Source organism: Janthinobacterium sp. UMAB-56 (assembly GCF_900095265.1).
Lineage (GTDB): Bacteria > Pseudomonadota > Gammaproteobacteria > Burkholderiales > Burkholderiaceae_D > Janthinobacterium.
Map to the genome: position 1 here is coordinate 94,794 of NZ_LT607663.1, position 19,294 is coordinate 114,087.

Consider the following 19,294-nt stretch of genomic DNA (forward strand, 5'->3'; position numbering starts at 1 on the left):
CAAACGAGCGCCCCTTTCGTTTATCACGGCCTACACTGACAGGACGTTGTTCATCGATTGGAGATCATCATGGCACATACATTGGCCGCAGTTTTCGCCCTGCGCGACATGGCCGAGCGCGCCCGGCACGAGCTGATCACGGCGGGCCTGCCCGGCGCCAGCATCCGCGTGCACGATGCGGGTAGTGACGAATTTTCCGCCACGGAAGACATCCGCCGCGACGGTAGCGACAGCTTGCTCGACAATATCAAGCATTTCTTTACGGACATGTTCGGCAATCACGCCGACCGCCACATCTATGCGGAAGCCGTGCGGCGCGGCCATGTCGTGCTGACCCTGGAAGGAGCGAGCGACGCCGATATCGAGCGCGCCACCGACATCGTCGAGCGCTACGCGCCGCTCGACATCGATGCACATGCCGACCATTGGCGCGCAGGCGGCTGGCAAGGCATGCCGCAAAACGACAGCACGTTGCGCCAGGGCGCCAGCATGCAGTCGGGCGCGCCATCGCAGCAAGGCACGCCCAGCGGCAACCGGAGCGAGGCGGCGCCAGCGTCGCAGCAATTTGCGGGCGGCATGGCATCGCCTCCGCCGTCCGGCGCGGGCGCCAACGTGCGCCGCTATCCGAGCGCCGACAATCTGCCCGGTACCAGCGACGACGACGAGCAGTACTACCGCCAGCACTGGAGCGGCCAGTATGCGTCCAGCGGCGCGCGCTTCGACGACTACGATCCCGCCTATCGCTATGGCCATTCAATGGCGGGCAGCGACAGCTACCGGGGGCAAAGCTGGGAGCAGGTCGAGCTGGAACTGCGCAGCACCTGGGAACACACGTATCCGCAGTCGGCGTGGGACGACTTCAAGGCGGCCATCCAGCATGGCTGGGAGCGCGTGACGTCCTGAGCGTCGCCGGGCGCTGCGGGCTTCCCCGATGCCTCAGCGCCCCTCGTGCGTCAGTTGCAGGAAGTGGTTCAGGATATGGAAGTGGTCTTCGAAGAATTGCTCCTCCATCGCCGGCAGCGACGCCACCGGTATCCACTGCGCCAGCGCCGCATCGTCGGCCGCCTTCACCGCCGGCAGCTGGCGCGTCTTCAAGTCAAAATAATGCGCATGCGTGATGGTGCGCCCGCGCTGGCTGCGGTCCGGGTGGTCGAACACGGCCACGCCGACCAGGGCCTCGACGAGGGTGGGCGCCAGCACGCCCAGCTGGGTCTCTTCCGCCAATTCGCGCAGGGCGCCCTGCAGCAGGCGTTCGCGCGGCTCCAGGAAGCCGCCGGGCAAGGCCCACAAACCCTTGCCCGGATAGCCGCCACGGCGCACGAGCAAGACGTGGCCGCCCGTCTGCACCAGCGCGTCGACGGTGGCGAATATGGGTGGATACGGCGCCGTGCGCCAGCGCGCCTTGTACGCTTCGATGGCGCGGTATTCCTGCACCAGCGGCGCGTACCACGGCAATAAAGTCCACGCCTTCAGGTACTGGCCGATGGCCGCCGGCAGCAGTTGCGCCACGGCGCTCAGCGACACGTCCACGTCTTCGGCTTCGAACAGCACGTTGCGGATGGCCGTCGCGCCTATCGGCGCGCCCGCATCGATTTCCAGATTGAGCAACTGCCACTGCGGGAAATGGTGCAGATAGTAACTGGTGGCGTCCTTGAAGCAAGCCACCAGGGTGACGCGCTGCGCTGCGGGCACGGCGAGCGTCACGGCGCGCCGCACGGCATCGGCCCACCGGCCATCGTCGTAGTAATCGCGCACGGCCACGTAATGCACGCGCGCGCGCTGTTCCTCTGGCAGGGTGGCGGCGATCATGGCGGCCCGCTCCTGCCACGTAAATGGGTTCTTCGGACTGCGCGCATGGAAGGCGGAGCCGAGCACCACCACCACCTGGGCGGCGGTGGCCAGCGCCGTTTGCAGCAAACCGGCATGGCCATTGTGAAAAGGCTGGAAACGGCCGATCAGGATGGCCGCGTCGGCGCGATAGGTAAGGCTCATGCATCGTCTCCGGTGGGGTAGTGGGCGGCGATCGGCAATTGGCGCCCGCTGCCAAAGGCGCGCGAACGCACGCGGATGATGGGCGCCGCCTGGCGCCGCTTGTATTCATTGCGGGCGACCAGGCCAAGGATGCGTGTCACGAGGGCGCGTCCGTCGTCCGTCTCGCGCAGCTGGTCGACCAGGCTCAAGGCTTGCGCGCTTTCCTGCGCCGGCAGGCGGCGTCCCTCGATATGCCACTTCAAAATCTCATCGAGCACGGGATACGGCGGCAAGCTGTCAGTGTCGCGCTGGCCCGGCGCCAGTTCCGCCGACGGGGGTTTCTCCAGCACGGCGGCGGGTATCAGCTCACGCCCGGCGCTGGCGTTGAGATGGCGCGACAGGGCGAACACCTCGGTTTTATACAGGTCACCGATCAGTCCCAGTCCCCCATTCGTATCGCCGTACAGGGTGCAGTAGCCGACCGAGATTTCGCTCTTGTTGCCGGTGGTGAGCAGCAGGGCACCGAAGGCATTCGAGTACTCCATCAAGATCGTGCCGCGCACGCGCGCCTGCAGGTTTTCCAGTGGCAGCGCCTGCAGCTTGCCGTCAAAGGCCGCCGCGTAGCCAGCTTCGTACTGCGCCACGATGTCGCGTATCGGATGCGTGTGCAGCGCGATGTGCAAGTTGGCGCACAGGGCGACGGAATCGCTGACGGAGCCGGCGCTGGAAAAGACGGAGGGCATGGTAATGGCCACCACATTGTCGGCGCCCAGCGCCTCGACGGCCAAGGCCAGGGTCAGCGCCGAATCGATGCCGCCCGAGCAGCCGACGACGACTTTCGTAAAACCGCAGCGGCGCGCATAGTCGCGCAAACCCAGCACGATCTGACGGCGCGCAAACTCCACGGCGGGGATGCCTTCCGGGTCGGGCACGGGGAAGGGCTGGCCATCGGGCTGCGCGAAACGGCCATCGGCAAAGCGCAGCAGCTGGAAATCTTCCACGAAGCGAGCCGCCTCGAATTGCACGCCGTCGGTCGGCGAGATGGCGAACGAGGCGCCGTCGAACACGAGCTGGTCCTGGCCGCCCACCTGGTTGACGAAGAGCAGGGGCAGGTGCACGCGCTTGCAGGCGGCACCAAACACGGCATGGCGCTGCGCGCGCTTGCCGATATCGGACGGGCTGGCGTTGATGCTGACGACCAGGTCGGGCCGCGCAGCGTGCAGGGCATCGAAGGGATTGACGGCGTAGGCGCGGCCATCGTCGTTCCAGCCATCCTCGCAAATCATGAAGCCCACCTTGCAGCCGGCGATGGACAAGGTGCAGGCGCCGGGCGGACCCGGCTCGAAATGGCGGCCCTCGTCGAAGATGCCGTAGGTGGGCAGCAGCTGCTTGTAGTATTCGGCGACGATGCGCCCGTCGCGGATGGCCAGCAAGGCGTTATACAAGGGCTTGCCGACACCGGGATTGGGCCGCGCCGTGCCGATGACGGTGACCAGCGCAGGCCAGCGCGTGGATGCCTGCAGCAAGGTATCCAGCGCCTGCTGCATGTGGCGCAGGAAGGCCGCATCCTCGAACAGATCGCCCGGGTAGTACGCGCACAGCGACAGTTCGGGGCAGACCAGCAAGTCGGCGCCATCGCTGCTGGCACGGCCCATGCGCGCGATGATGGCGGCAACATTGGCGTCGAAGTCGCCCACGGTGGGATTCATCTGGGCGAGGGCGATGGTCAGCATGGCGATCCTTCTTTGGTTGCGCTTGAAACCACTATCCTGCCTGAAAACGTTTCTGAAGGTACTGATGCAATCGTGCAAGCCTGCCGGTCGCTGCCTTACAAGGTCTTGAGCCAGGCCCGCAAGCGCGTGCGCGCATTCGCATAGGGCGACGAGGTGTTGAACTGGATCATGCGTCCCATCGTGTAATGCGTGTACCAGGGCTGGCCATACAGTTGCGCGTCGTCATGGGCGTCGATCAGCGCCAGCAACTGGTCTTTCGCCTGTTCCAGGCGCTGCAGCAAGGCTTCCATGCTGAGTTCAGCATAGTCCGCATGGAAGCGCTGCGCCAGTTTTCCCAGAGCGTTCCACGTGAAACCTTCGGCGGGAAAGGCAATCTCATCCATCCGTTTTCCCTCACGCAGCTGCGCGTGCCAGTGCAAGACCAGCTCGTTCCAGCCCACCAAGTACGCCAGCAGATCGCACACACTCATGCGCGTGCCCTTCACCTGGCCCTCCAGCACGGGGGCGCGCGCCAAGGCCGGCGGCACGCGCGCCAGCTCCTGCATCAGCTTCGCGTACGTACTGTCGATGGCGGCGATGAGTGCCCGCTTGCTGTTGGGAATCGCCATCATGCCGCCTTGACGACAGGCAGGCCGGCCGCCTGCCACTCGTCGTAGCCACTGCCGAGACGGCGCGCATGCAAGCCGTGCTGGCGCAGTGCCGCCACCGCCTGCACGGACAGCACGCAATACGGGCCACGGCAGTAAGCGGCAATGTCCTGGTGTGGCGGCAGTTCCGCCAGGCGGCGCTGCAAGTGTTCAAAGGGAATATTGATCGCCCCGGGCAAATGGCCTACAGCGAATTCCTGCGCGGGCCGCACGTCGAGCACGGTGATGCTGGCTTCCTGCATGCGTTCCAGCAACTCCTCGCGCGTCAGCGCTTCCACATGGTCGCCCCGACTCAACGCCTGCAACTCGCTGCGCTGATGCTGCGCATACACGTCCAGCGCGCCCAGCAGTTGCACAATGGGGCCGCTACCGAGCCGGTACAGCACGCGCTTGCCGTCGCGCCGCGCCTGCACGAAACCGGCGCGCCGCAACTGCTGCAAATGCTGGGAGGTATTGGCCACGGACAGGCCCGTCAACTCCACCAGTTGCTCCACCGCATATTCGCCGTACGCGATCTGCTCGAGCAGGCGCAGGCGCGGTGCACTGCCTAAAATATGGGCAAACCCGGCGGAACCGGTAAGCAATTCGATTTCAGCATTTTTCATTGACACGATGCTAGCACCCTTATAACATTCAAGCAATCAATTGAATGTTATAAGGGTGTTAGCGATGCAACTATTCTGGTTTGATGCCATGGCGATCGGCGTAGGCGCGACGGCGGTGATGGATGTGTGGGCGGTAGCGTTAAAGCGCTTCTGGTGCATTCCCTCGCTGAACTTTGCGATGGTGGGGCGCTGGCTGGGCCATCTGCCGCGTGGCAGCGTCACCCACGTCAACATCGCCCAGGCGGCGCCCGTGCGCGATGAAGCGGTGCTGGGCTGGACAGCCCATTACCTGATCGGCGTGCTGTTTGCGGCCGTGCTGCTGGCGCTGGTGGGACAGGAGTGGGTGCAACAGCCGACCTTCGCGCCGGCGCTGCTGGCGGGCCTGGTGAGCGTGGCCGCGCCGTTTTGCATCTTGCAGCCGGGCATGGGTGCCGGCCTGGCCGCCAGCAAGACGGCGCATCCGACGGCGGCCCGCCTGCGCAGCCTGATGGCGCACACGGCGTTCGGCATCGGCCTGTACCTGGCGGCGCTGCTGTGGTCGACCGTGCGTTAAGTGCTCAACGGCGGCACGGGTGCCGGTGCGGTAGCCACCGCCGAGATAGTCGGCGCCTCGGGCTGCGCCGGTACGCTGCTCAGCACCATGGTGCTGGGATTGGAAATCGGCATGGTCGCCGCGTGCAGGCGCTTGAGCAAGTCAAACAGCAAATCGCTGCGCACCCCATACGCGAGGCGCGGCGAGCCCACATACGCTGTGGCGTTGAACATCAGATAGCCATTGTCGATGCCGTCGAGCTGCACGCTGGGCGCCGGCGCGTCGAGCACGTCGTGATTCTCGACAAAGGCGGCCAGGATCAGCGCGCGCGCCTCGTCCGCATCCGTGGACAGGGGCAGCGGCAGTTTCAGTTGCACTCGGCCCAGCGGATTGGCCAGGGTCACGTTGCGCACCGTCTTGGTGATGAATTCCGAATTCGGCACGATCACCGTGGAACGGTCCCCCAGCTGAATTTCCGTGGCGCGCACATTGATGCGGCGAATGTCGCCTTCCACGCCGCCCAGCGAGACCCAGTCGCCCACCTTGACGGGGCGCTCGGCCAATAAAATCAGGCCGGAAACGAAGTTCTGCACCACCGCCTGCAAGCCGAAACCGATACCCACCGACAAGGCCGATGCCACCCATGCGATGCGTTCCAGGCCGATGCCGGCCGCCGACAGCGCCAGCGCCACAGCCGTCACGCCGCCGATATAACCGAACAGGGTGAGGAAGGACATCTGCATGCCAGCGTCCAGGTTCGTCGTCGGCAAATAGCTGTTTTGCAGCCAGCGCTTGAACAGGCCGATGCCGATGAAGCCCAGCACCAGCACCAGCAGCGCCTGGATCACGGTGGCGGGGCGGATCGCCACCTCGCCGATGGCCAGGCCATCTTGCAGCTTGCCCACGCGCTGGAACAGCTCGCTAGGACCTTCGCCGAACGGCGCCAGCAAGAGCATCAACGCCAGCAGCACGACGATGGCGCGGCCAATGCCCGACAGCAGTACGGCAGCCTGGTCGCGCGCCTTGGGCGTGGCCAGCACGGGGTTGACGGCGTCCGGCGGCGGCGGGGTGGAGGCCAGCAGCATGCAGATATCGTCCAGCAACACCGTCAACAGATAAGTGCTGCACACCACCACCATGACCCAGGCGATTTGCTTGGTGACAAAACTGCCAAAGGCGACATAACCGATCAACAGACTGACCAGGCTCGATGCCAGCGTCAGCCACAGCAGCAGCACCACGCCGCGCAACCACAGCGGCGTGACAGGCGAAGCGGGGTCGGCAGCGCGCACCTGGCGCCAGCAACGCTCGGCGCGCATCAAGCCAAAGGCCACTGTCATGCTCAGCACCAGCGCCACGATGCAGTTGATGGCCACAGCCGTCGACAGGCCCGCATTGATGACGGTGGACACGCGTTCGGCCGTCCACACCAGCACCACGACCAGCGCAAACACGCTGGGGTATTGGCGCATGCGGTGCGCCAGCGCATCGGACAGCGGCAGCAGGCGCCACGAGGCGCGGTTCGGCGACAACAGCGCATGGCCCAGACCCGCCGTGAAACCGGCGAAGCAGATGATGCCGATCAAACTACTCAAGAATATATCCGTCTTGTCGGAGACATTGCCATCCCAGCGCAAGCCCAGCGCCAGCAATTCGGCCACCAGGCCCGGCGTGGCCAGCGCCAGCAACAACACGGCCAGCGCATGCAGCGAGCGGCGCAGGCGGCCATGCGGCACGCGCGTCGAAGTGAGCAACAGCAAATAACGCGAAACCCATACACTGGCCGCCAGCAACAGCACGATGGCGACCAGGATGCCGCCCCAGACGGACTGGGGCGTCTCGCGCGCCGCGTCGACCAGTTCCTGGCCCAGCTTTTGCAGGCGTTGCATATTTTGCGGCAACTCCACATGCAACTGTTTCCAGAAGGAACTGGCAAGGATGGAGGCCGTGCGCTCTCCCAGGCGCGCCTGCAACTGCGCGCGGCGCACCGTCGACACTTGCTCGGACGCCTGCGTGGCTTCAACCGACAATAAGCGCGCCAATTTCACCTGCGCATCGAGCGCGCTGCTGGTCCGGTCCAGCTGTCCGCGCTGCGCCGCCACATCGGGCGCATCCTTGGTGCCCGCCGCCGGCTTGCCCAGCTCGGCCAGGCGCGCCTGCACGCTGGCCAGCATCGGCTCCAGCGTCGCCGCTACCTTGTCCGCATCGGCACTGGCCGCCAGCGCATCGGCCTTCATCTGCGACAGGGTCGCGTCCGGCACATCGGCGTCGGCGTCCAGCGTCTTCTGGATGACCGTAATCTGCTTGCGCAAGCCATCGAGGCGCTGGTCGGCCGTGACGGCGTCGTCGTCGGGCTGTGCCCAGGCAGGAGCGGCCGACAGTGAGCAGGCCAGCAACAGCGCCAGCAAAAACGGGGTAAATCGAAAAATACGGTAAGAAATCATGCGAACCCGGGGACTGAAAGAGAGAGGATGCAGAACGAATGCCATCGGAAAACACTGTCGCCACCAGACCGGCATGGCCGCCTTTTCCTGCAGTGGTATGCAATATAGCTGAAAAAGGCCGCCGGACGAGCGCATTCGTACACAGCAATGCCCCCAAGCCGTAGCGCTTCAACATGTGGCTGATGGCTCAGCGAAAGTCGCTGAAAACGCTCTCCGTGCGGCACCAAACAGACGCACTGTTCATGAAAGAGAATCATCGTCCGAGCAATTGCAACGCACTGAAGGTCCGGTGCATCCTCTCGCAATCCCATCGGCCAGGCGAGTGTGTTCGCCCCCACGCCACATGCTCCTGTCCGGTCAAATTAATCGCGAAATCAACAGGATAGACGCGTCCGTGTCGCATCCGCCATCCGCTCCGAACTCATCCGGTCTCGGCCTCTTCTCCTATCCAAGCGAGAGGCACATTTCCTCCAATAACGTCTTGATGGCTTGGCCTGCATACCTGGTCGATGCGCTACAACGTAGCGTACTGTTCCTCGACCTGCTGCGTCAGCTCGGCAACCAGCAAACTGACATCGCCTCGCAGCCGATGGCGACCGCGCTGCATTTCGAGAACGAGGTGCCAAGGAGCGGCAAGTTGTTACCCAGGCCCATCAATTACACACTTTCACGCATCTTGCCACCGCCCGGCATCGAGATTGACGCCAGCAAGCACAGCGTCATCCAACTGCGAAGAGTGTTGAGTCAGCAATTCAAACGCCACAGACACCTGGCGATGTCTGTGGCGTCATGAAGCACAAGGCAAGACTCGCCTGTTCGGTATTTCACCAGCCTGCTAGGTCGAGAGTTCTCCTCGGATGATTTCAGCGCCAGCACTGAGCGCATGCAATTTGCCTCTTGCAACTCGACGAGACAAGGGCGCCATGCCACAGTTGGTGCTCGGGTAGAGCTTGTCCGCATCGACAAAGCGCAGCGCTTTGCGCAGGGTGTTGGCGACTTCCTCTGGCGTTTCAATGGTATTGGATGCCACGTCGATGGCCCCAACCATGACTTTTTTGCCACGAATGAGCTCAATCAGGTCGATGGGAACACGCGAATTGTGGCATTCCAGCGAGATGATGTCGATATTCGATTTCTGCAGCTTGGGAAAAGATTCTTCATATTGACGCCACTCGGACCCCAGCGTATTTTTCCAGTCCGTATTGGCCTTGATGCCGTAACCATAGCAAATGTGCACGGCGGTTTCGCATTTGAGCCCTTCAATCGCCCTTTCCAGGGTAGCAATTCCCCAATCATTCACCTCATCAAAGAAAACATTGAATGCGGGCTCGTCGAATTGAATGATGTCGACGCCAGCAGCCTCCAATTCCCTGGCTTCCTGATTGAGGATCTTGGCAAATTCCCAGGCCAGTTTTTCACGGCTCTTGTAGTGGCTGTCATACAGCGTATCAATCATCGTCATCGGACCGGGCAGTGCCCATTTAATGGGCTGCGTGGTTTGCTGGCGTAAAAATCTGGCGTCTTCCACAAAAACCGGCTTCGGGCGGCACACTGCGCCCACGACGGTCGGCACACTCGCATCGTAGCGATCACGAATTCTGACGGTCTCACGTTTGTCAAAATCCACTCCGCTCAGATGCTCGATAAACGTGGTGACGAAATGCTGACGGGTCTGCTCGCCATCACTGACGATATCGATGCCTGCCTGCTGTTGTTCCTGCAGCGACAAACGCAAGGCATCCTGTTTGCCCTCGATCAGTTCCTCGTCCTGTAACTTCCACGGCGACCACAGCTTTTCAGGCTGTGCAAGCCAGGAAGGTTTGGGCAGGCTGCCGGCAGTTGAAGTCGGTAATAATTTTTTCATGATGGTGATTTCGTGTGTTGGTGAATCAGAGAGCGTAATTCGCAGTCCATTGTTCAAGAACATTTTTATATGGCTTGATGAAGTGCTCTTCCGTATATTTTCCCTGCTTGACAGCCAGCTGGCTGCGCTCTTCCCGGTCATAGACAATCTGCGTCAATGAGTAATCCTGATTCTTCAGGCTGGGCTGATACGACTTGCCTGCCGCCGAATTGGCGTTGTAAATTTCGGGCCGGTAAATCTTCTGGAATGTTTCCATCGTGCTGATGGTGGCGATCAGTTCAAGATTGGTGTAGTCGCCAAGCAGGTCGCCGATGAAATAAAACGCCAGCGGTGCGGCACTATCCGGCGGCATGAAGTAGCGAACCTGCATCCCCATTTTTTCAAAATATTGATCGGTCGAGGAAAACTCGTTTTGTTGATACTCGACACCCAATACGGGATGCTGATTCCCGGTCCGGTGATAGACCTTGCTGCTCGATGCACTGATGCAGATGACCGGCGGCTTGTCGAAGTGCTCCTGGTAAGTGTCTGAGCTGACAAAGTGCTTGAACAGCTTGCCATGGAAATCGCCGAAATCATCCGGGGCGCTGAAGGTGGATTGATTATTGTTATGCTCTGCCAGCACTACGCTGAAGTCGTAGTCGCGCACGTAAGAGGAGAAGTTATTGCCTGCAATCCCATCGATGCGTTCCCCGGTTTTTTTGTCGATGATGGTCGGTTTCAGTATCTCGATCAATGGAATATTGCTGCCTTTGACATCAATATTCAACTCCACGGAAATGATTTCGAGCTCTACGGAGTAGCGATCGCCGTTCGGGTTGTCCCAATGCGCCAGGTTGTTGAAACGGTTGTCTATCATCCTCAGGGTATTGCGCAGGTTTTCCTGGCGGCTGTTTCCCCGGGCCAGATTGGCAAAGTTGGTCGTCAGGCGCGTATTGTCGGCCGGATGATAGTGTTCATCGAAAACAATACTCTTGATGCTGAATATAAAATCTTTGCTCATGGTGATCTGGTGTCCTGATTTCTGCGAAAAAATGAATGTGTGGATTGCTGGCCGTCGTGATGCGTGTCAGGCCGCGACCGCTTCATCAGCGGTGGCAGAACGTGCATGGCGCGTCAATCCGATCAATGGCAAGGCCCGTTGGACCGCCAGTGTGGCCCGCTGGATCAGAGCCTCGTCCTGCAGACGGTAGTCGAGGAAATCCTTGTCGGTTGCATAGACGCCCAGCGGCAATGTGCGTGCCTGGAAGAAGCTGAACAGCGGCCGCAACTGGTGGTCGATCATCAGGGCATGGCGCTCGCTGCCGCCGGTGGCAGCCAGCAAGACTGGCTTGTCGATCAAGGCGTCCTGATGAATGAAGTCGAAGAAGTGCTTGAACAGTCCCGTGTACGCGCCGCGGAAGACCGGTGTTGACACCACCAGGATGTCGGCTTGCTCGACTGCTGCAAGTTCCTGCTCCACCGCATCGGGCAGCTGGGCGCGCCAGGCTGCGCCAGCGAGCTGCGGTGCGAGCTGCCCCAGTTCGACCAGGCGTTGTTCGCACAGCACTTCGTCGGCGATCAGGTCCATCAGGTGCTCTGCCAGGGCTGCAGCCTTGGAAGGGCGTTGCAGCCCGCCGGAAACCGCGACTAAACGAAGTGGACGTGTCATTTTTGCTTTCATATGGATGGATGCGCCAGGGCCGAAAAATACAGGCAACAAGGGAATCGATGATAGCGGCGGAGATCGATGAAGTATAATGGTCTTATTTCATACATCCATGAATATGGCTCATCTCAATGCTTGAACGCATTCACCTCAGCATCGTCCAGCAGGTCGAGAAACAAGGGTCGTTGACGGCCGCAGCTGGCGTGCTGCACCTGACCCAGTCGGCCCTGAGCCACAGCATGAAGAAGCTGGAGCAGCAACTGGGCACCGACGTCTGGCTGCGCGAAGGGCGCAACCTGCGCCTGACGCAGGCCGGACAGTATCTGCTGGCGGTGGCGAACCGGGTGCTGCCGCAACTGGACCTGGCCGAAGAGCGCCTGGGCCAGTTTGCGCAGGGTGAGCGCGGTGCGCTGCGCATCGGCATGGAATGCCACCCTTGCTACCAGTGGCTGCTCAAAGTGGTGTCGCCCTATCTGGCCGCATGGCCCGACGTGGATGTGGACGTCAAGCAGAAGTTCCAGTTCGGCGGGATCGGCGCGCTCTTCGGCTACGAGATCGACCTGCTGGTCACGCCCGACCCGCTGCACAAACCGGGGCTGACATTCGAACCCGTGTTCGACTACGAGCAGGTGCTTGTCGTGGCCAAGGGCCATGCCCTGGCTACTGCGGCGTATGTGCAGCCCCAGCAACTGACTCAGGAAGTGCTCATCAGCTACCCCGTGGATATCGAGCGCCTGGACATCTATAACCAGTTCCTGTTGCCGGCCGGTGTCACGCCCAAGCGCCACAAAGCCATCGAAACCACCGACATCATGCTGCAGATGGTGGCCAGCGGCCGTGGCGTGGCCGCCCTGCCGCGCTGGCTGGTCGAGGAATACGCGGCCAAGATGGACGTAGTGCCTGTGCGGCTGGGCATGCACGGCATCGCCAAGCAAATCTTCCTGGGGGCACGCGAGACGGACACCGCCATCGACTACGTGCGGGCCTTCATCGAACTGGCCCGCCAGCCTGCCAGCGTCACTGCGCAAGGCAGTGATGCTAAAACCCCCGATGCATCCCGATAAGCCCAGGCCCGCCGGCAACATCACGCAAGGCGATACTCTGGCGCCAGCCTACGTCGCGCTTTCCATGGATTCCACTGTGTCGAAAATATGCGCCAGTGCGCTTTCCATGGCACCGGCAGTCGCGTCGCCGCTCTGGTTGGTGATGATGAAGACCCCCAGCTGATATTGAGGAACGACGTAGGCATAGCTTTGCGCACGTGGCACGCCGCCATGGTGTACATAATGCGTGCCCAACTGGGGATTGCTACCGATGTTCCAGAAATAGCCTATGCTGAAGTCGTCCTGAAAGCGTGCCAAAGGCTTGTGCGACTCGACGACGGCAGGATCGGCGCTCAATTGCAGGCGCAGGTACTTCGCCATATCCGGCATGGTCGACTTCACGTTGCCGGCGGCCCCCCAAGGCAGTTGTGGCATCGGTGTTGTGATGACGGGATTGTCGCTGTGGTAGCCGGGCGCTAGCCGGCCGCTATCCTTGGCGGTGATTCTCAGCCTGGTATCTTGCATGCCGGCTGCGCGCGCGACGAATTGCGTGAGCAGGACTTCATAAGGCATTGCGTAGATTTTTTCGAGAGTGTGCGCAATGAGTTCGCTACCGGCGCTTGAATATGCGTAGTCCTTGCCAAGCGGGCCTTTGATGCTGACTGTATGCAAGTCCTGCCAGAATTGCTGTTGTCCGTAGTTGGCGTAGGCTGCATTGAGCTTTGCCGGCGTGGCGTGTGCGGTGAAATCCTTCAATATGGTGTTCACCTGCATGGGCAGCATGCCCGGCATATTGCTGGTGTGCGTGATCAAATGGCGCAAGCGCACTGGCTGCCCCTGCGACTGCAGGTTCGGGTAGGCGGCCGGCAGGTACTTTTGTATGGGATCGTCGAGCGCCGCCTTCCCATCAAGCACGGCGTTCGCCAATAGCAGGCCAGCAAAAGTTTTGCTGACTGAGCCGATTTCATACAGCGTTGTATCGTTCGGCGGATTGGCTTTGCCGGTCTCCAGCTCGCCTTGATGCAGAATGAATTCCTTGCCGCGATAAACGACAGCAATCGAGGTCGCGTGTAGCAATTTTGACTGCAGCAGGGTGGTCGCGGTCTGCCGCATGGCCGCAGGAATATCATGCGCAGGTGCCGTGGCTGCGGGCTTGCAAGCTGCCAGCACGAGTGTCGTTCCAATTATGATTGCGGCGAGTTTGCTCATCATGCGCACCATCCAGGGGGGAGGGGCATTCTCGCACAATGGGTTCAGCGGTGACAGAAAAAAGTCACTCGCATGGTTTTTCCAGAGAGTGAACGGCGGTGCTGGATAAAAGAAAACGCCACCCGACGGTGGCGTTTTCTTCTTGATGGCCCGGGGCGGCACCCGGCCGGCTTACTCCACCGTCACCGATTTGGCCAGATTGCGTGGCTTGTCCACATCCGTACCGCGCGCCAGTGCCGTGTGATAGGCCAGCAATTGCAGCGCAACCACGTGCAGGATAGGCGACAGGTCGCCGTAGTGCTCGGGCAGGCGGATGACGTGCAAGCCTTCGCCGGAACTGATACGGGAATCGACGTCGGCGAAGACGTACAGCTGGCCGCCGCGGGCGCGTACTTCCTGCATGTTCGATTTCAGCTTTTCGATCAGGGCGTCGTTCGGCGCGATGGTGACGACGGGCATTTCATTCGTCACCAGGGCCAGCGGGCCATGCTTCAATTCACCGGCCGGGTACGCTTCGGCGTGGATGTAGGAAATTTCCTTCAGTTTCAGCGCGCCTTCCAGGGCGATCGGGTAGTGCATGCCGCGGCCCAGGAAGAGGGCGTTTTCCTTGCGCGCGAATTCCTCGGACCAGGCGATGATCTGCGGTTCCAGCGCCAGCACGGACGCGATGGCGACAGGCAAATGGCGCATGGCTTTCAGGTGCGCCGCTTCCTGTTCTTCACTCAGGCGGCCATTGACTTGCGCCAGGCACAGGGTCAGCAGGAACAGGCCGGCCAGCTGCGTCGTGAAGGCTTTGGTCGATGCCACGCCCACTTCCACGCCGGCGCGCGTAATGTAGGCCAAGGCGCATTCGCGCACCATGGCGCTGGTGGCCACGTTGCAAATGGTCAAGGTGTGCTGCATGCCCAGGCTGCGCGCATGTTTCAGGGCGGCCAGGGTATCGGCCGTCTCGCCGCTTTGCGAAATCGTCACCACCAGGGTATTCGGATGCGGCACGCTGTCGCGATAGCGGTATTCGCTGGCCACTTCCACGCTGACAGGCACTTTGGCAATCGCTTCGATCCAGTACTTGGCCGTCATGCCCGCATACGAACTGGTGCCGCAGGCCAGGATCAGCACGCGGTCGATCTGCTTGAAGATGGCATAGGCGTTGTCGCCGAACAGTTCCGGCATGATGCCCGTTACGCCTTCGAGCGTGTCGCCGATGGCGCGCGGCTGTTCAAAAATTTCCTTTTGCATGTAGTGGCGGTACGGACCCAGCTCGGCCGCGCCTGTGTGGGCATGCACGGTCTTCACTTCGCGCTCGACCGGCTTGCCATCCACGTCGACGATCCAGCAGCGCGACAATTGCAGGTCGACCACATCGCCTTCTTCCAGGTAGATGATCTGGTCCGTCGTGCCGGCCAGGGCCATGGCGTCGGAGGCGACAAAATTTTCACCGTTGCCCAGGCCGACGATCAGGGGCGAACCCTGGCGCGCGGCCACCACGCGGTGCGGCTCGTCGCGGCAAAAGACGGCAATCGCATACGCACCGTCCAGGCGTTTCACGGCCTGCTGCACGGTCTCGAACAGGTCGCCGTTATACATGTGCTCGACCAGGTGGGCGATCACTTCCGTATCCGTCTGGCTCTGGAAGACGTAACCGAGGGCCGTCAGTTCGGCGCGCAGTTCGTCATGGTTTTCAATGATGCCGTTATGCACCAGCGCCACGCGGGCGTTCTCTTCCGTTGGGGAAAAATGCGGGTGGGCATTAAACGAGACAGGGGCGCCATGCGTGGCCCAGCGCGTGTGGGCGATGCCCGTAAAACCGCTCAAGCCTTCTTCGGCGATCTGCTTTTCCAGCTCGGCCACGCGCGAAGTGGAGCGCGAGCGCTGCAAACGACCATCCGCATGCAGGGCGATGCCGCAGGAATCGTAACCGCGGTATTCCAGGCGCTTCAAGCCTTCAACCAGGATGGGAGTGATATTACGTTGCGCTACCGCGCCGACGATGCCGCACATGGAAACCTCTGTCTAAAAATTCATCAATGCAGCATGCTAATGCAGAGCGCATGAAATATGCTTTCTAAATCTGTATATTTTTGACTGAATATTTCATCGCCATTTTGTGATGAAATATTATTTCATTTATACTCGATATATTCTCCAATTCGTCAAAATCATGAACAATAGCAATATTACTCTCGACGAGATCGATCGTCGCATCCTGAACGCTTTGCAAATTGATGCATCGCAAACCAACAGTGAGCTGGCGCAATCTGTGCATGTTTCGGCGCCCACCTGTTTGCGGAGAGTCAAGCATTTACGGGAAAGCGGCGTCATCGAGCGGCAAGTGGCCATCGTCGCGCCGCAGATGGTGGGCGCGCGCCTGACCGCCATCGTGGAAATTACGCTCGATGTGCAGGCGGCTGAACGCATGGAAGAATTCGAACAACTGGTGGCCCAGGAAGCGGCCGTGCTGCAGTGCTATCGCGTCTCGCCCGGGCCAGACTTCGTGCTGATGGTGCAGGTGGCCGACATGCCCGCCTACCACGCGCTGGCGCATCGCCTGTTTGCCGCGCACGCCAATGTGCGCAACGTAAAAAGCTATTTTTCCACCTTTCGCAGCAAGTTCGAGACGCGTATCGCCGTCTGAAGCGGGCTGGCAGAGAAGTTATCCCGCCTTATCCCCGGCTTTCCACTCGCTTATGCACAATGTTATCCACACGCTCTCAAGTGCAAGCTTTTCCGTTCATCACTTTCTGACTCACATAATACGAGCCAGAAACGATTGATCGATGCCTGGCACAGACTTATCCCGACTTATCCGCAGCTTGCCCACCAGTTAGCAACACGCTTTTTCACAGCTTTACCCACAGGGAAGATCGACACATGCTGCAACAATATCCTTTAAATACAATAACTTAAAAGTTATTCCTGTATTATCCCTATTTTGCACACAGGTTTATCCACACTTCGGGCTAGCAGCATTGAAGGCTATTTTTCAAGTGACCCCAGCCGAGTCTGCAAGCCAGCCAAACTCAGCATGAGCTGAAGACTTATACCGTCTTTTCCACCGCTTATACGCAGCTTATACCAGGCTTATCCATCACTTGTCAGCATGCTTGCCCACATGCTTATCCACACTCGACACTTCCGTGAAGTGCGGGAGGCGAATCATGGCGTGACTTATCCCGAATTACCAGCCAACTCTCCACAGGATTATCCACAGGCGTAAAAAAACGCCGCCAGCCCGGACAGGCTGGCGGCGTCATGCGTATTGAAGGCGGTGCGCTTACTTCTTGATTTTCACGGGGCGTGTCCAGCCATCGATGGTCACCTGGCGCGCGCGCGAAACGGTCAGCTTGCCGGCCGGCGCATCTTTCGACAAGGTCGTGCCGGCGCCCAGAGTGGCGCCCTTGCCGACGGTGACGGGTGCGATCAGCTGGCTGTCACTGCCAATAAAAGCGTCGTCTTCAATGACGGTACGGAATTTATTCACGCCATCGTAGTTGCAGGTAATCGTGCCGGCGCCGATGTTGACCTTCGAACCGATGGTGGCGTCGCCGATGTAGGCCAGGTGGTTGGCCTTGCTGTGCGCGGCGACCTGGCTGTTTTTCACTTCGACGAAGTTACCGATATGCACGTCTTCCGCCAGCACCGTGCCCGGGCGCAGGCGCGCGTAAGGCCCGATGATGGAAGCGGCGCCGACGACGGCGTCCTCGATATGGCAGAACGGCTTGATCTGCGCGCCAGCGGCCACCGTGGCATTGATGATGACGTTGTTGGCGCCCACGCGCACGCCGTCGCCCAGTTCCACGCGGCCTTCGAACACACAGCCGACATCGATGGTGACATCGCGGCCGCAAATGAGTTCGCCACGCACGTCGATGCGGGCCGGGTCCAGCAGGGTCACGCCCCGCTCGAGCAAGGCTTGCGCGATATTGTTCTGGTGTATGCGCTCCAGCTGGGCCAGTTGCACCTTGCTGTTGACGCCCGCCACTTCCCACACGGCGGCCGGGTGGGCCGAGGTGACGGCCACGCCGTCGGCGACGGCCTGGGCGACGATATCGGTCAGATAGTATTCCCCTTGCGCATTGTCATTCGACAGGGCCGACAGCCATTGCTTGAGCTGCACGGTGGGTGCGACCATGATGCCGCTGTTGATTTCGCGGATGGCGCGCTCGCTTGGGGACGCGTCCTTTTCCTCGACGATGCGCACGATGGCGCCGTCTTCTCGCACGATGCGGCCCAGGCCGAACGGATCGTCCTGTTCCACGGTCAAGATGGCCAGATTGTCCGTGCCGGCCGCCTGCACCAGCTGCTGCAGGGAAGCGGCGCTGGTCAGCGGCACGTCGCCGTACAGGATCAGGGTCGGCACCGTGTCGTCCAGCAAAGACAGCGCTTGCTGCACGGCATGACCGGTACCCAGCTGCTGCGCCTGCTCAGCGGCATCGATCTGCACGGCATGGCTGGCGTTATAGCCGTCGAGCAACTTCAGCACGGCTGCGCCCCCATGCCCGTAAATCACGCATAATCGGGACGGCGCCAGGCCGCGCGCCGTGTCGATGACGTGCGACAACAGCGGCTTGCCCGCCAAGGGATGCAATACCTTGGGCAGTGCCGACTGCATGCGTTTGCCCATACCGGCAGCGAGAATCACAACGTTCATAGAGCGTAATTTTTATAAGTTAAGAATATGAAAAAGTTTAACACGCAGGCCCCGTCTTCCACGCCCTTCAGCCGGTTTTCTTATGTCGTGCTGGCCTTAATGCTGGTCATCGTCGCCGGCTGCAGCGGCTTGCGCCTGGCCTACAACAACGGCGATACCGTACTGTACTGGTGGCTGAACGCGTATGTCGACCTGGACCGCGACCAGAAGGGCTGGGTACGCGACGATATCGACAAGCTGTTCGATTGGCACCGCAAGACGCAATTGAAGGATTACGTGGAAATCCTGCGTACGGGCCAGAAGCAGTTGCAAGGCAGTACCACGCAGGCGGACCTGATGATGGATTACAGCGAGGTCAAGCAACGTACCCAGGCGCTGTTGCTGAAAGCGGCGCCCGAGCTGGCCGACCTGGCGCGCTCGCTCAAGCCCGAACAAATCACACAGATGGAAAAGAAGTTCAAGTCGAACAATGATGATTACCGCAAGAAATATCTGAGCGGCGACCAGGAAAAGCGCCAGCAACTGCGCTACAGGAAAGCCATGGAGCAATTCGAACTGTGGTTCGGCAATTTCAGCAGCGAGCAGGAAGCCCTCATACGCAAGGCGTCCGACGCGCGTCCGCTGAACAATGAGCTCTGGCTCGACGAGCGCATGCGGCGCCAGCAGAACGTGTTGAACCTGGTCAAAAAAGTCCAGCAGGAAAAGCTCGGCAAGGAAGCGGCCGCGACCTTGATCTCGACCCTGATCAAGGACAGTTTCGAGCGCCTGGAACATTCAGAGCGCAAGGCCTTCTTCGATGCTTACGAAAGCAGCACGGCGCAGATGGTCTTGACGGCGATCAAGATCGCCACGCCGACGCAAAAAGCCCACGCCGTCAAGCGCATGCAGGGCTGGATCGACGATTTCAATTCGCTGGCCACGCAAGCCAAATAGACAGGCAGCTCCAG

17 protein-coding genes are annotated in these 19,294 nt (G+C 60.8%); 6 read left to right on the forward strand and 11 right to left on the reverse strand.

Annotation, left to right across the window (positions count from 1 at the left end; translation table 11 throughout):
* Nucleotides 1–69 precede the first annotated feature (69 nt).
* Nucleotides 70–903, forward strand: coding sequence for a hypothetical protein (locus K0F85_RS20675; protein ID WP_219117825.1), 834 nt, complete (start codon nt 70–72; stop codon nt 901–903).
* A 33-nt stretch (nt 904–936) separates the two neighbouring features.
* On the opposite strand, the gene K0F85_RS20680 is transcribed toward K0F85_RS20675, so the two are convergent.
* The 4 genes from K0F85_RS20680 to K0F85_RS20695 form a co-directional block, all read right to left on the reverse strand.
* On the reverse strand, nt 937–1,992 hold the full coding sequence (locus K0F85_RS20680; RefSeq protein ID WP_219117826.1) for a bifunctional nicotinamide-nucleotide adenylyltransferase/Nudix hydroxylase: 1,056 nt from the start codon (nt 1,990–1,992) through the stop codon (nt 937–939).
* A complete protein-coding gene (locus K0F85_RS20685) occupies nt 1,989–3,704 on the reverse strand; it encodes an NAD+ synthase (protein ID WP_219117827.1) in 1,716 nt (571 codons plus the stop codon). Before K0F85_RS20685 ends, K0F85_RS20680 begins: the two co-directional genes overlap by 4 nt.
* Before the next feature lie 95 nt (nt 3,705–3,799).
* Nucleotides 3,800–4,315: a ClbS/DfsB family four-helix bundle protein gene (locus tag K0F85_RS20690; protein ID WP_306985496.1), complete on the reverse strand. Its 516-nt coding sequence runs from the start codon at nt 4,313–4,315 to the stop codon at nt 3,800–3,802.
* The gene (locus K0F85_RS20695) at nt 4,312–4,956 is read right to left on the reverse strand and encodes a metalloregulator ArsR/SmtB family transcription factor (protein ID WP_219117828.1); all 645 of its coding nucleotides are present in this window, start codon (nt 4,954–4,956) and stop codon (nt 4,312–4,314) included. Before K0F85_RS20695 ends, K0F85_RS20690 begins: the two co-directional genes overlap by 4 nt.
* Before the next feature lie 64 nt (nt 4,957–5,020).
* Here K0F85_RS20695 and K0F85_RS20700 point away from each other — a divergent pair, with 64 nt between their 5' ends.
* Entirely contained in the window at nt 5,021–5,509 is a 489-nt protein-coding gene (locus K0F85_RS20700; RefSeq protein ID WP_219117829.1) for a DUF2938 domain-containing protein, read from the forward strand.
* On the opposite strand, the gene K0F85_RS20705 is transcribed toward K0F85_RS20700, so the two are convergent.
* Complete coding sequence (locus tag K0F85_RS20705) at nt 5,506–7,932, reverse strand: DUF3772 domain-containing protein (protein ID WP_219117830.1); 2,427 nt, start codon at nt 7,930–7,932, stop codon at nt 5,506–5,508. The genes K0F85_RS20700 and K0F85_RS20705 overlap by 4 nt on opposite strands.
* A gap of 394 nt (nt 7,933–8,326) precedes the next feature.
* Between K0F85_RS20705 and K0F85_RS20710 the strand changes: the two genes are divergently transcribed.
* Complete coding sequence (locus K0F85_RS20710) at nt 8,327–8,725, forward strand: DUF3141 domain-containing protein (protein WP_219117831.1); 399 nt, start codon at nt 8,327–8,329, stop codon at nt 8,723–8,725.
* Between the two features lie 42 nt (nt 8,726–8,767).
* Here the strand turns inward: K0F85_RS20710 and K0F85_RS20715 are convergent, their stop codons facing one another.
* From K0F85_RS20715 to msuE, 3 genes are all read right to left on the reverse strand, one after another.
* The gene (locus K0F85_RS20715) at nt 8,768–9,796 is read right to left on the reverse strand and encodes a methionine synthase (protein ID WP_219117832.1); all 1,029 of its coding nucleotides are present in this window, start codon (nt 9,794–9,796) and stop codon (nt 8,768–8,770) included.
* A 25-nt stretch (nt 9,797–9,821) separates the two neighbouring features.
* Nucleotides 9,822–10,799 (reverse strand): DUF1852 domain-containing protein, encoded by a 978-nt coding sequence (locus K0F85_RS20720; protein ID WP_219117833.1) that lies wholly within the window; start codon nt 10,797–10,799, stop codon nt 9,822–9,824.
* 66 nt (nt 10,800–10,865) lie between these two features.
* Nucleotides 10,866–11,447, reverse strand: coding sequence for an FMN reductase (gene msuE / locus K0F85_RS20725; protein WP_219117834.1), 582 nt, complete (start codon nt 11,445–11,447; stop codon nt 10,866–10,868).
* Nucleotides 11,448–11,575: 128 nt separating this feature from the next.
* Between msuE and K0F85_RS20730 the strand changes: the two genes are divergently transcribed.
* Nucleotides 11,576–12,508 (forward strand): LysR family transcriptional regulator, encoded by a 933-nt coding sequence (locus K0F85_RS20730; protein ID WP_219117835.1) that lies wholly within the window; start codon nt 11,576–11,578, stop codon nt 12,506–12,508.
* 48 nt (nt 12,509–12,556) lie between these two features.
* On the opposite strand, the gene K0F85_RS20735 is transcribed toward K0F85_RS20730, so the two are convergent.
* Nucleotides 12,557–13,699 carry a serine hydrolase gene (locus K0F85_RS20735; RefSeq protein ID WP_219117836.1) on the reverse strand — a complete coding sequence of 381 codons (1,143 nt, stop codon included), beginning with the start codon at nt 13,697–13,699 and terminating at the stop codon, nt 12,557–12,559.
* A gap of 168 nt (nt 13,700–13,867) precedes the next feature.
* On the reverse strand, nt 13,868–15,697 hold the full coding sequence (gene glmS / locus K0F85_RS20740; protein WP_101483340.1) for a glutamine--fructose-6-phosphate transaminase (isomerizing): 1,830 nt from the start codon (nt 15,695–15,697) through the stop codon (nt 13,868–13,870).
* Nucleotides 15,698–15,857: 160 nt separating this feature from the next.
* Here glmS and K0F85_RS20745 point away from each other — a divergent pair, with 160 nt between their 5' ends.
* Nucleotides 15,858–16,331: an Lrp/AsnC family transcriptional regulator gene (locus K0F85_RS20745; protein ID WP_102122756.1), complete on the forward strand. Its 474-nt coding sequence runs from the start codon at nt 15,858–15,860 to the stop codon at nt 16,329–16,331.
* Between the two features lie 639 nt (nt 16,332–16,970).
* On the opposite strand, the gene glmU is transcribed toward K0F85_RS20745, so the two are convergent.
* Nucleotides 16,971–18,347 (reverse strand): bifunctional UDP-N-acetylglucosamine diphosphorylase/glucosamine-1-phosphate N-acetyltransferase GlmU, encoded by a 1,377-nt coding sequence (gene glmU, locus K0F85_RS20750; protein WP_219117837.1) that lies wholly within the window; start codon nt 18,345–18,347, stop codon nt 16,971–16,973.
* A 27-nt stretch (nt 18,348–18,374) separates the two neighbouring features.
* On the opposite strand from glmU, the gene K0F85_RS20755 reads away from it, so the two are divergent.
* A complete protein-coding gene (locus K0F85_RS20755; protein WP_219117838.1) occupies nt 18,375–19,280 on the forward strand; it encodes a DUF6279 family lipoprotein in 906 nt (301 codons plus the stop codon).
* Nucleotides 19,281–19,294: the final 14 nt, after the last annotated feature.